Source organism: Rhizobium pantanalense (genome assembly GCF_030182525.1).
Classification (GTDB): Bacteria; Pseudomonadota; Alphaproteobacteria; order Rhizobiales; family Rhizobiaceae; genus Rhizobium.
Window position 1 is genome coordinate 410,247 of the sequence record NZ_JAQJCH010000001.1, and the last position, 12,083, is coordinate 422,329.

Sequence of the window (12,083 nt, forward strand, 5' to 3'; positions counted from 1 at the left end):
GGAAAATGCATCGTCGGGAGATGAGCCGCAACAGGGCTCTCACAACCAGAGGAAAGAATTATGCAAGCTCGTATGAAGAACCCAGCCCTCGTTCTGCCCGAAACGCTGCAGGCGCTCTTGGCCGTCAGCAATTCGATTAAAGATCGCGGCTTGTCGGAAAACATCATGGATCTCGTGCATCTGCGGGTCAGCCAGATCAATGGCTGCAGCGTCTGCACCGACATGGGCTTTCGCAAGCTGCAGAAAGATGGCGAGACCATGGAGCGCATCGTCGGCGTCTCCGCCTGGCGCGAAATGCCTTACTTTTCCGATGCCGAACGCGCAGCTCTGGCGCTCGGAGAAGCGGCCACCCGGCTTGCCGACCGGCCGGATGCCGTCACCGATGAAATCTGGAAAGAGGTCGCAAGACACTACGACGAAAAGGCGCTCTCTGCCCTCATCGTCGCAATTGCGATCGACAATGTCTGGAACCGGTTGAACTCGACGGTTCGTCAGCAGGCAGGTGCTTCCTGGAACTGATTGTTCGCAATCGGCGCCACCTTCTTCCGATAGAGAGAAGAAGGTGGTCTGCCTCTCAAGCTTCGCCGACCCGCGAGGTTGCCAGCAGCTTCGCCAGCCAGTCGACGAAAACGCGCACCTTGTTGCTCAGATGCCGGTTGGGCGGATAAACGATGTGCATGGGCAATGTCGGCCTGGTCCAGCCGGAGAGGACCGGCACGAGGTCGCCCTTGGCAAGGGCGTCTCGCGCCATGAAGCTTGGAACCTGCGCGATGCCGAGACCGGTCATGGCTGCTTGCAAATAGCTGCGGCTGTCATTGACCGAGAGGATGTAGCGCGGAGTGATTTCTAGTGACTCGTTGCCGCGCTCGAAGAGGAAAGGAATCGTGCGGCCGGTTTGCGCACGGAAATAGCTGACCGCGTAGTGACTGGTTTCCAGCTCCTCCGGCCGTTCCGGGATGCCGTGCTTCTCGATGTAAAGCGGAGCGGCGCAGGTGACGAGATGGATCTCGCCGACACGACGGGCGATCAGCGACTGGTCGCTCGGCATGCCGGCACGCAATGCGCAATCGACATTCTCGGCTAGATAGTCGACCAATCGGTCGCCGACGCCGAGGTCTATATGAATATCCGGATAGCGCTGGTGGAAATCGCAAAGCGCCGGCATGACGATCTTTTCGGCGAAGGCGCCGGCCATTTCCACGCGCAGGCGGCCGCTTGGCAGGCTCTGCGAATTGCTGATGCTGCCGTCCAGTTCCTCAATCTCGGAGAGGATCTGAATCGCCCGCTCGTAATAGAGCGCGCCATCCGTCGTCACCATGACGCGGCGGGTCGTACGGTTGAGGAGTTTCGCGTGCAGATGCGCCTCCAGCGACTGGATGAGCGTCGTCACCGTCGCTTTCGGCATGGAGAGGGCGGCTGCGGCGCGGGTAAAATTGCCCGTCTCCACCACACGCGCGAATGCCCGCATTGCTGATAACTGGTCCATTCCATGATGTCCCTCGACCCGATGAAAAAAAGGTCGATTGTTTGTAATGGTGAATAGTCTGATCGAATATAGGCTACTTATTCTCGAAGCGGAATAACAATATGTTGTTTCGTAAGTTGTTGCAATGCGGCATGGGGGCGCCAAAGACCGCATTTCGAGAATATGGTCGCAAAGCGTGGTAAAACGCTTTTGGGATTGGGGCATATTCGCTCGAGCAGACAGGGATTTGGGTCGATGAGTGCGCCGTGGAAAGATGTTGTGCTGGAAAACGTGCCAACGGGGCCGGTGGAAGCGCGGATCTACAACGGTGAAGGTTTGAAGAAGGCGGCACCCCTTGTGCTCTATCTGCACGGCGGCGCCTTTCTCGATACCTGCCACGCGACCAACAGGCCGGTGGCGGCAAGCCTCGCTGAGGCCGGCGCCATCGTGGTTGCGGCGGATTATACCAGCTGCAATCAGAATGCTTTTCCGAAGGTGCTGGAATGCGCCTACGGGCTTCTCGCCTACCTCAGCAACAAGCGGAACATGCTTGCGCTGGGCGGAGCGAAAAAATCGCTGCTGTTTGTCGCCGGAGAGGAATCGGGTGGCAATGTTGCAGCGGGCGTCGCTTTAAAGGCGCGCGATCAGATACCCGGTTCGTTGGACGGACAGGTGCTGATATCGCCTTTGCTTGATCCCTTCATGGGATCGAAATCTTTCCTCCAGGCGGAGGAAAGCGGCATGCGCGAGCGCTGGACGGAGGGTTGGAACCGTTACCTGGGTTTCCTGGGCGGTGTCTGTCACCCCTATGCAGCGCCTCGATACTGTTCGCGGCTTTCGGGCCTCGCGCCGGCATTGGTGCTCACGGCCGAGGACGACCCGCTCCGCGACGAGAGCATGGAATACGGCAGTCGGCTGAAAGCGGCTGGCGTCCGTGTTCGCCAGCAAGTCCTTCCCGCCGGGACAGGCTGGCCCACTCTCTATGGCGGGCAGTCGAAGGACAAGCCTTCATGGCAGCAGGATATCTGCTGTTGTTTCAAGGGTTTTGTCGAAGACGTGCAGGCTTGATCGACTAGGGTATGCGGTCCGCGAGGGATAAGCGCGGATTGGACCGATGTCGAAGGCATGAGACCGGAGCGGTGGTCACGCGGATGCGCGGTGCTTCGGCCCCTGATTTTATTGAGACGATAGGAATTTGTGGTCCCGTGTCCCAAGACGGGGCCAAAGGAGAGACTAACATGAAGTCCAACGGTAAGAGCTGGGCCCTGTGGGGCGCCGGCATGGGTGTCGCTGCGGCTGTTGCAGGCGCAGCCTTCTATCTGGAGCTGCCGCGCGGCGCTCAGGCAACCGAGGCGGCGAGCCAGGCGGCACCGCCGGCTATCCCTGTTACGGTTGCTGTCGTCGAGCCGCGCGACGTCACGTCATGGCAGGAATTCTCCGGCCGGCTCGAAGCCATTGACCGCGTCGAGATCCGGCCGCGTGTGGCTGGGGCGATCCAGTCCGTGCATTTCCGCGAGGGCGCCTTGGTCAAGCAGGGCGACCTGCTTGTCACGATCGATCCCGCACCCTATGAGGCGGCCGTCGCCCAGGCTCAGGCGCAGGTCGGCGCGGCGAAAGCCACTCTCAACCTGACGAAAGTCGAGGTGGATCGCGGCCAGAAGCTCTTCGACAACAAGACGATCTCGCAGAGCGATATGGACACGCGCGCCAGCAACTATGCTGCGGCAGAAGCCAATCTGAAGGCCGCGCAAGCAACCTTGCAGACAGCGCAGCTCAATCTCGACTACACGCAGGTCCGCGCCCCGATCGCTGGCCGCGTCGGCAAGATCGCCGTCACCGTCGGCAACCTCGTTGCAGCCGGCGCGTCCTCTTCTGTACTGACGACGCTCGTTTCGGTCGACCCGATCTATGCGAGCTTCAGTGCCAACGAACAGACCGTGACCCAGGCGCTGTCCGAACTGCCGGCTACCGGCGGCATCGTTCCGCCAGTCGAGCAGATCCCGGTTCAGATCGGTACGGCAAGCGACAACGGCACGCCGATCAAGGGCAAGTTGCAGTTGATCGACAACGAGGTCGATGCGGCGAGCGGCACCGTCAGCGTTCGCGCCGTCTTCGACAATCCGGGCGGCCGTCTCATTCCCGGCCAGTTCGTGCGGGTTCGCATGGGCCAACCGAAGGCCGAGAACAAGATCGTCATCGACGACCGTGCAGTCGGCACCGACCAGGATAAGAAGTTCGTCTTCGTCGTGGATGGTGAGAACAAGGTCAATTACCGGCAGGTCCAGCTCGGATCGGTGGTCGACGGTCAGCGAGTAATCGAGAACGGCCTGAAAGCCGGCGAAAAGATCGTCGTCAACGGACTGCAGCGCATCCGTCCCGGTGCAGTCGTCGCGCCGCAGTTGGCAGAGAAGGTCGCGACCGCTCAGTAAGACTTCGCCTTCTGCCCGTGGGCAGAAGGCCGACATTCCAAAATCACATGATCCGCCGGCGGCTCTCAAATCGTCGGACGGGAATTTTGCATCCGTTCTCACCCCAGAGGGGGCTTTGATATGAACATCTCCAGATTCTTTGTCGACCGTCCGGTCTTTGCCGGTGTTCTTTCGGTCCTCATCGTGGTCGCCGGCCTGATCGGCCTCAGAGCGCTGCCGATCTCCGAATATCCAGAGGTCGTGCCCCCATCGATTGTCGTGCGCGCCACCTATCCCGGCGCCAACCCGACCGTCATCGCCGAAACGGTGGCGACGCCACTTGAAGAGCAGATCAACGGCGTCGAGGGCATGCTCTACATGTCCAGCCAGGCGACATCGGACGGCGTTCTTAACGTGACCGTCACTTTCAAGCTCGGCACCGATCCGGACAAGGCGCAGCAGCTCGTGCAGAATCGCGTTTCGCAGGCCGAGCCGCGTCTACCCACGGAAGTCCGTGCCCTCGGCATCACGACCGTCAAGAGCTCGCCCGACTTCATCATGGTCGTCAACCTCGTCTCGGACGGGGCCGATCACGACATCACCTATCTGCGAAACTATGCGACCCTAAACATCAAGGATCGGCTCGCCCGGATCGAAGGCGTCGGGCAGGTGCAGGTCTTCGGCGCCGGCGATTATTCCATGCGCGTGTGGATCGATCCGCAGAAGGCGGCCGAGCATAATCTTGCCGCCGGCGACATCAGCAATGCGATCAGCTCCCAGAACGTCCAGGCTGCGGCCGGCATCATCGGTGCCTCACCCAGCCGGCCTGGCGTGGATCTGCAGCTCAACGTCAATGCCCAGGGCCGCCTGCGCACGCCCGAGGAGTTCGGCAACATCATCGTCAAGACGGGCGCCAATGGCGAGATCACCCGCCTTCGCGACGTCGCTCGCGTCGAACTGGGTGCGGAAGACTATACGCTGCGTTCGCTGCTCGACGGCAAGCCGGCGGTCGCCGTCGCGGTTCTCCAGGCGCCCGGTTCAAACGCGATCGAGATCGCGAATAACGTGCGTTCGACCATGGACGTGCTGCAGCAGGCCATGCCGGCGGGCGTCAAGTATGAGATCGTCTACGACACGACGAAATTCGTTCGCGCCTCGATCGAGAAGGTTATCGACACGCTGCTCGAAGCCATCGCGCTCGTTGTCCTGGTCGTCATTCTGTTCCTGCAGACATGGCGCGCCTCGATCATCCCGCTGATCGCCGTTCCGGTGTCGATCATCGGCACCTTTGCGGTGATGTATGTCTTCGGCTTCTCGATCAACGCGCTCAGCCTCTTCGGCCTGGTGCTGGCGATCGGTATCGTCGTGGACGACGCGATCGTGGTGGTGGAGAACGTCGAACGCAATATCGAGGCCGGGCTCAGTCCGCGAGACGCCACCTACAAGGCCATGAAGGAAGTCTCCGGGCCGATCATCGCGATCGCGCTGGTCCTCGTCGCGGTTTTCGTGCCGCTCGCCTTCATCTCCGGCCTGTCCGGCCAGTTCTACCGCCAGTTCGCGCTGACGATCGCCATCTCGACCGTCATCTCGGCCTTCAACTCGCTCACCCTGTCTCCTGCGCTGGCATCCCTGCTCCTGAAGGGCCATCATGCGCCGAAGGATCGGTTGACGCGGATCATGGACGCGGTCTTCGGCTGGTTCTTCCGCGGCTTCAACCGGGCGTTCGGAGCCGGTTCGAAATACTACGGCAAGGGCGTCGGCCGCCTGGTATCGCGCAAGAGCATCGTCATGGTGGTCTATCTCGCGCTGGTGGGAGCGACCTATAGCCTGTTCACAACGGTTCCAGGCGGTTTCGTGCCGTCGCAGGACAAGCAGTATCTGATCGGCTTCGCACAGTTGCCGGATGCCGCAAGCCTCGATCGTACGGAAAGCGTGATCAAGCGCATGACGGACATCGCGCTGAAGCAGCCGGGCGTCGCCAATGCGATCGCCTTCCCGGGCCTGTCGATCAACGGTTTCACCAATTCCTCGAACGCGGGCATCGTTTTCGTAACGCTGAAGGACTTCGACGAGCGCAAGACGCCCGACCTTTCGGGCGGGGCGATCGCCATGGCACTGAACCACAAGTTCGGTGCCATCCAGGATGCCTTCATTGCCATGTTCCCGCCACCGCCGGTGAACGGTCTCGGTACGACAGGCGGCTTCAAGCTGCAGATCGAGGATCGAGCCGGCCTCGGTAACCAGGCGCTCGATCAGGCGGCCAAGGCAGTGATCGCCAAAGCTTATCAGACACCGGAACTGACCGGCATCTTCTCAAGCTTCCAGATCAACGTGCCGCAGCTCTTTGCCGATCTCGACCGCGCCAAGGCCGAGCAGCTCGGGGTCTCCGTCACCGACGTCTTCCAGGCGCTTCAGATCTATCTCGGTTCGCTCTATGTGAACGACTTCAACGCCTTCGGCCGCACCTACAGCGTCCGCGTGCAGGCCGATGCCAAGTTCCGCGCACAGCCGGAAGATATCGGCCAGTTGAAGGTTCGTTCGGCATCGGGTCAGATGATCCCGCTTTCAGCCCTGCTGAAGGTGGATGCCACGACTGGTCCGGAACGCACGAACCGCTATAACGGCTTCCTAGCAGCTGACATCAATGGCGGCCCGGCGCCCGGTTTCTCGTCGGGCCAGGCACAGGCGGCGATCGAGAAGATCCTGCATGAGACGCTGCCGCCCGGCATCGACTTCGAATGGACTGATTTGACCTACCAGCAGATCCTGGCCGGCAATTCCAGCGTCGTCGTCTTCCCGCTGGCGCTGCTCCTCGTCTTCCTCGTGCTGGCCGCCCAATACGAGAGCCTGACCTTGCCACTCGCCATCATCATGATCGTGCCGATGGGCGTCTTGGCGGCGCTGACCGGCGTCTGGCTCACGGGGGGAGACAACAACATCTTCACCCAGATCGGCCTGGTGGTGCTCGTCGGCCTATCGGCAAAGAACGCGATCCTGATCGTGGAATTCGCCCGCGAGCTGGAATTCGAGGGCCGCACGCCGGTCCAGGCCGCGATCGAAGCCAGCCGCCTGCGCCTGCGTCCGATCCTGATGACCTCCATGGCCTTCATCATGGGTGTCGTGCCGCTGGTCACCTCGACCGGTGCCGGTGCCGAAATGCGCGCTGCCATGGGTGTCGCGGTGTTTGCCGGTATGATCGGCGTGACCTTCTTCGGCATCTTCATGACGCCGGTGTTCTACGTGCTGACCCGCCGGCTGACTGGCAACCGTCCGCTGAAGCAGCATCCGCACAATGACAACGAACATTCGGCGGAGGTACTCCCGATCGCCGCCGAATAGGGGCCATGCCGAACCGACCTCCAGTCCTCGACAGGCCAGGGGCGGGACCATAAGGTCCCGCCTTTTCTATATCCACCGGCCTATTGCGAATTCAGCGTCGAAGAATTTTCGGTCAGGCCGCCGATTTTCTTTGCATGCTGGCACCATAGGTTTATCAAGCTCTTGGATGATTTGATTGACGTACATCGGGCATGAGGAGCGGCCCGTTGGCGCAAGGACCCAAAGGGCGATAGCATATATAGCCTCGGGGCTGGTGTGCCGCATTCGGAGGATAGTCTATGAGCGGCAGGAAGATCGCCTTTCTCGGCACGGGATTGATGGGTGCGCCGATGGCGCGGCGCCTGCTGGCCGCCGGGTTTGCCGTGACCGTCTGGAATCGCGATCGCAGCAAGGCGGAACCTCTGGCTGCCGATGGCGCAACCGTCGCAGATACGGCGGTGGAGGCGGCGCGGGGAGCCGCGGTGCTTTTCACAATGCTGACGAATGGCGGAGCTGTCGGCGAAGTCCTGTTCGGCAGCGGCGTGGCCGATGTGCTGGAGGCTGGCACGATCGTTATCGACAACAGCTCGATATCGCCGGCTGCTGCCCGCGAACATGCCTTCAAACTCGCCGAGCGTGGTATCCGACACATTGATGCGCCGGTCTCCGGTGGCGTGGTCGGGGCGGCCGCCGGAACGCTCGCGATCATGGCTGGGGGCGATGCCGGCGTCATCGACAGCGTGCGCGATATTATGGCGCCTCTCGGCCGCGTAACCCGTGTGGGTCCGAGCGGGACAGGCCAGCTCGCAAAGCTCGGCAATCAGCAGATCGTTGCCGTGACCATCGGGGCCGTCGCGGAAGCGATGCTGCTGGTCGAGGCCGGCGGCGGTTCGCGCGAGGCGTTTCGTGACGCCATTCGTGGCGGGTTCGCCGAAAGCCGGATTCTGGAGCTGCATGGCCGGCGCATGATCGAGCGCAACTTCGAGCCTGGCGGCACCGCCCGCAACCAGCTGAAGGACCTCGATACGGTGCTGGCGGCGGCGCAGAACCTGTCGCTGCATCTGCCGCTGACCGAAGCCGTTCGAGCAGAGTTTGCCGAATTCGTCGAAAACGGCGGTGGCGAGCAGGATCACAGCGGCCTGCTGCAGCATCTGGAAGACAAGAATGCCCGAGGAAAGGCTTGAGGAAGAGATGAGCGATAAGGGTGCATCCAAGCGTCGTCTGCGTTCGCAGGACTGGTTCGACAATCCGGATCATATCGATATGACGGCGCTCTATCTCGAGCGCTTCATGAATTACGGCATCACGCCGGAGGAATTGCGGTCCGGCAAGCCGATCATCGGTATCGCCCAGAGCGGCAGCGACCTGACACCCTGCAACCGCCATCACCTCGATCTCGCCAAGCGCGTGCGCGATGGCATTCGCGATGCCGGCGGCATCCCGATCGAGTTTCCGACCCACCCGATCTTCGAGAACTGCAAACGGCCGACGGCGGCACTCGACCGCAATCTCGCCTATCTCGGCCTGGTGGAGGTACTCTATGGCTATCCGCTCGATGGTGTCGTGCTGACGACCGGTTGCGATAAGACCACGCCATCGGCATTGATGGCGGCCTCGACAGTAAATATTCCGGCGATCGTTCTCTCCGGCGGACCTATGCTCGACGGTTGGCACGAAGGCGAGCTTGCCGGCTCCGGAACGGTGATCTGGCGCTCGCGCCGCAAGCTGGCGGCAGGCGAGATCGACGAGGAAGAATTCATGGAGGCTTCGCTCGCCTCGGCGCCTTCGATCGGCCATTGCAATACCATGGGAACAGCGTCCACCATGAACGCCATGGCGGAAGCGCTCGGCATGTCGCTGACCGGTTGTGCCGCCATCCCCGGCGCCTATCGCGAGCGCGGCCAGATGGCCTATCGCACAGGCCGGAGGGCAGTCGAGCTGGTTCTCGCCGATATCAAGCCTTCGGACGTGCTGACGCGCGAAGCTTTCCTCAATGCCATAAGGGTCAATTCGGCTATCGGCGGCTCGACCAATGCGCAGCCGCATCTTGCCGCCATGGCCAAGCACGCCGGCGTCGAGCTTTATCCTGACGACTGGCAGGTGCACGGCTTCGACATTCCGCTGCTCGCCAATGTCCAGCCGGCAGGCGCCTATCTCGGCGAGCGTTTCCATCGCGCCGGCGGCGTTCCGGCCATCATGTGGGAGTTGCTGCAGGCCGGCAAGCTGGATGGTAGCTGTCCGACGGTGACAGGCCGGACGATGGCGGAGAATTTGAAGGGCCGGGCGGCTACGGATCGCGAGGTCATCCGTCCCTTCGCCGAGCCGCTGAAGGAGCGCGCCGGCTTCCTGGTGCTCAAAGGCAATCTGTTCGATTTTGCCATCATGAAGATGAGCGTCGTCTCAGAGGAGTTCCGCAGCCGCTATTTGCAGGAGCCGGGCCATGAAGGCGTGTTCGAGGGCAGGGCAGTTGTTTTCGACGGCTCCGAGGATTATCACAAGCGCATCAACGATCCCGCTCTCGGCATCGACGAAAGGACCATTCTCGTCATTCGCGGCGCCGGGCCGATCGGCTGGCCGGGATCGGCCGAAGTTGTCAACATGCAACCGCCGGATCATCTTATTAAAAAGGGCATCAAGAGCTTGCCGACGATCGGCGACGGGCGCCAATCTGGCACGGCCGACAGCCCCTCCATTCTGAACGCATCGCCGGAAAGCGCGGCCGGCGGCGGTCTTGCCTGGCTCAGGACCGGCGACATCATCCGCATCGATTTCAATCAGGGGCGCTGCGACATGCTGGTGGACGAAGCGGAGATCGCGCGTCGCAAGGGCGACGGCATTCCCGCGGTGCCGCCGGATGCAACGCCATGGCAGCGCATCTATCGCCGTTCGGTCACGCAGCTTTCCGACGGAGCCGTGCTGGATGGCGCCGCCGATTTTCGCGACATCGCTGCCAATCCGCCGCGGCACAACCATTGACAGGCGCCGGCCGCTGGCAAGGATTGCAGTGCTGCTGTTAATTTGGGTAGCTTGCGCAGCCATTAAAGTTCGCGAAAGGGAGTAGTGCAACTATAATTGGCTGCGATTAGTTGGTCTCTTCAGTTTCCGAAGGGGGTAGTGCTCTTTGGCAGAGACGACATCAGGACGAAGCGAAGAAGAGTTCCAGGACCTTTTGAGGAGGCTGGAGCTGGCGCTGGAGGCGTCTCAAATCGGTGTCTGGCAGCATAATGTCAACGAGCAGGAATTGCTCTGGGACTCGCAGATGCACAAGCTCTACGGGACCGGACTTCATGAGCACAGGGTTTCCTCCGAGGTCTGGATGAATGCGCTGCATCCCGAGGATCTCGAAGGGGCTATCCACGACTTCGATGTCGCGCTGGCCAGGAAGGGTTTCTATAATTCCCAGTTCCGCATCATCCTGCCCGGAGGCGAGGTGCGTCATCTGCGCTCGCGCGCGCATTATTATGAGGATGCCGAAGGGGCGCCTTCCTTCATCGGCGCGGAATGGGACGTCACCGCCGACGTCCTGCTCAATCGCGAGCTGAGTGGTCAAAAAGCGATCGCCGAAGCGCGCGCCGTTGCGTTGGAGCACAGTCGGGCGCGAATAGAACATGCCGCCGATCACGATTATCTCACGGGCCTTCCGAACCGCCGCTATTTCGACCGGCGACTGGCCGAGTTGCGCAACGATGCGTCTATCGGGACCCTGGCGATCCTCCATATCGATCTCGACGGGTTCAAGGAGATTAACGACAAATGGGGCCATGCGGCCGGTGATGCCACGCTGCAGAGCGCTGCCGCCCGCATTTCCGGAGCGATAACCGCCAACGATATTGTCGCCCGCATCGGCGGCGACGAGTTCGTGGCCGTGCTGGTCAATATCGGCAGTGTCGAAAGACTTCAAGCGATCGCTGGCGATATTCTATCGCGATTGCGTCGCGAAGTGCGTTTCGGCAACGAGATGCTGAAGATCGGCGCGTCCATTGGCGTGGCGATAGGCCAGACGAGCGGCGCAGGTAATCTGCTGGCAGAATCCGATGTCGCCCTTTTTCAGGCCAAGAAACTTGGCCGCAACCGGGTGGAGTTCTTCACGCCGCAGCTCCAGTCCGATCTGCATGCAGAACGCCGCCTAGCCGACGAGTTGCGATTGGCGCCGGTGCTGCGACAGATCGAGCCCTTCTATCAGATTCAGGTGGATGCGCAGAGCCGCCGCATCGTCGGATTGGAGGCGCTGGCACGCTGGCGGCATCCGGGAAGGGGATTGCTGAGCCCCGTGGCCTTCCTCAAGGTCGCCGATGAATATGGATTTACCGCAGAGATCGATGCGGCCGTGCTGAAGCGCGCATTGGCGGATCGGGCAGCCTGGGTTTCGCAGGGCCTTTCACCGCCGCGCATTGCTGTGAATATCTCTGGTCGCCGGCTTGCCGATCCCGACCTGATCGACGGTTTGAAGGCGCTCAGAATACCGCGCCACGCCATCGCCTTCGAGCTGGTGGAGACCATCTTTCTGGATGAGCCCGACGAGGCCGTGCTTGCCAATATCGCAGGCATCAAGGAGATGGGAATCGATATCGAGATCGACGATTTCGGCTCCGGTCACGCTTCGCTGATCGGCCTCGTCAAGCTGAAACCGAAACGGCTGAAGATAGACCGTCAGCTGGTGACTGCCGTAACGGTGTCTGAGGAGCAGCGTCGCCTCGTCGGCTCTATCATCGAAATCGCACGCACATTGAATGTCGAGGTGGTCGCCGAAGGGGTCGAGACAGAGGATCATGCGCGCGTTCTGGCCGAGGTCGGCTGCGACGAGCTTCAAGGCTATGCCATCGGCTATCCTTCTTGCGAAAGCGAGACCGCGGCTTTGCTGAAATCAGCCGAGGCATCGAGCCTGAGTTGAT

The 12,083-nt window shown here is 61.4% G+C and carries 8 protein-coding genes; 7 read left to right on the forward strand and 1 reads right to left on the reverse strand.

Features of this window, described 5'->3' with window-relative positions; genetic code table 11:
• Nucleotides 1–60: 60 nt before the first annotated feature.
• Nucleotides 61–519: a carboxymuconolactone decarboxylase family protein gene (locus PH558_RS01980; protein WP_285201920.1), complete on the forward strand. Its 459-nt coding sequence runs from the start codon at nt 61–63 to the stop codon at nt 517–519.
• Between the two features lie 55 nt (nt 520–574).
• On the opposite strand, the gene PH558_RS01985 is transcribed toward PH558_RS01980, so the two are convergent.
• Complete coding sequence (locus tag PH558_RS01985; protein WP_095435644.1) at nt 575–1,486, reverse strand: LysR family transcriptional regulator; 912 nt, start codon at nt 1,484–1,486, stop codon at nt 575–577.
• Between the two features lie 234 nt (nt 1,487–1,720).
• Between PH558_RS01985 and PH558_RS01990 the strand changes: the two genes are divergently transcribed.
• From PH558_RS01990 to PH558_RS02015, 6 genes are all read left to right on the forward strand, one after another.
• Nucleotides 1,721–2,533, forward strand: coding sequence for an alpha/beta hydrolase fold domain-containing protein (locus tag PH558_RS01990; RefSeq protein WP_069611753.1), 813 nt, complete (start codon nt 1,721–1,723; stop codon nt 2,531–2,533).
• A 170-nt stretch (nt 2,534–2,703) separates the two neighbouring features.
• A complete protein-coding gene (locus PH558_RS01995) occupies nt 2,704–3,894 on the forward strand; it encodes an efflux RND transporter periplasmic adaptor subunit (protein ID WP_095435643.1) in 1,191 nt (396 codons plus the stop codon).
• A gap of 120 nt (nt 3,895–4,014) precedes the next feature.
• Nucleotides 4,015–7,212: an efflux RND transporter permease subunit gene (locus tag PH558_RS02000; RefSeq protein WP_113408171.1), complete on the forward strand. Its 3,198-nt coding sequence runs from the start codon at nt 4,015–4,017 to the stop codon at nt 7,210–7,212.
• 278 nt (nt 7,213–7,490) lie between these two features.
• On the forward strand, nt 7,491–8,375 hold the full coding sequence (locus PH558_RS02005; RefSeq protein ID WP_285201921.1) for an NAD(P)-dependent oxidoreductase: 885 nt from the start codon (nt 7,491–7,493) through the stop codon (nt 8,373–8,375).
• A gap of 7 nt (nt 8,376–8,382) precedes the next feature.
• Nucleotides 8,383–10,167, forward strand: a complete 1,785-nt coding sequence (locus tag PH558_RS02010; protein ID WP_285202717.1) for an IlvD/Edd family dehydratase — start codon at nt 8,383–8,385, stop codon at nt 10,165–10,167.
• A 145-nt stretch (nt 10,168–10,312) separates the two neighbouring features.
• Nucleotides 10,313–12,082 carry a bifunctional diguanylate cyclase/phosphodiesterase gene (locus PH558_RS02015; RefSeq protein ID WP_285201922.1) on the forward strand — a complete coding sequence of 590 codons (1,770 nt, stop codon included), beginning with the start codon at nt 10,313–10,315 and terminating at the stop codon, nt 12,080–12,082.
• The last annotated feature ends 1 nt before the right edge of the window (nt 12,083 follow it).

What these genes read in the sequence shown, in the direction of transcription:
- PH558_RS01980 (WP_285201920.1), top strand. Translation starts at nt 61, where the DNA reads ATGCAAGCTCGTATGAAGAACCCAGCCCTCGTTCTGCCCGAAACGCTG.
- PH558_RS01985 (WP_095435644.1), bottom strand. Translation starts at nt 1,486, where the DNA reads ATGGACCAGTTATCAGCAATGCGGGCATTCGCGCGTGTGGTGGAGACG.
- PH558_RS01990 (WP_069611753.1), top strand. Translation starts at nt 1,721, where the DNA reads ATGAGTGCGCCGTGGAAAGATGTTGTGCTGGAAAACGTGCCAACGGGG.
- PH558_RS01995 (WP_095435643.1), top strand. Translation starts at nt 2,704, where the DNA reads ATGAAGTCCAACGGTAAGAGCTGGGCCCTGTGGGGCGCCGGCATGGGT.
- PH558_RS02000 (WP_113408171.1), top strand. Translation starts at nt 4,015, where the DNA reads ATGAACATCTCCAGATTCTTTGTCGACCGTCCGGTCTTTGCCGGTGTT.
- PH558_RS02005 (WP_285201921.1), top strand. Translation starts at nt 7,491, where the DNA reads ATGAGCGGCAGGAAGATCGCCTTTCTCGGCACGGGATTGATGGGTGCG.
- PH558_RS02010 (WP_285202717.1), top strand. Translation starts at nt 8,383, where the DNA reads ATGAGCGATAAGGGTGCATCCAAGCGTCGTCTGCGTTCGCAGGACTGG.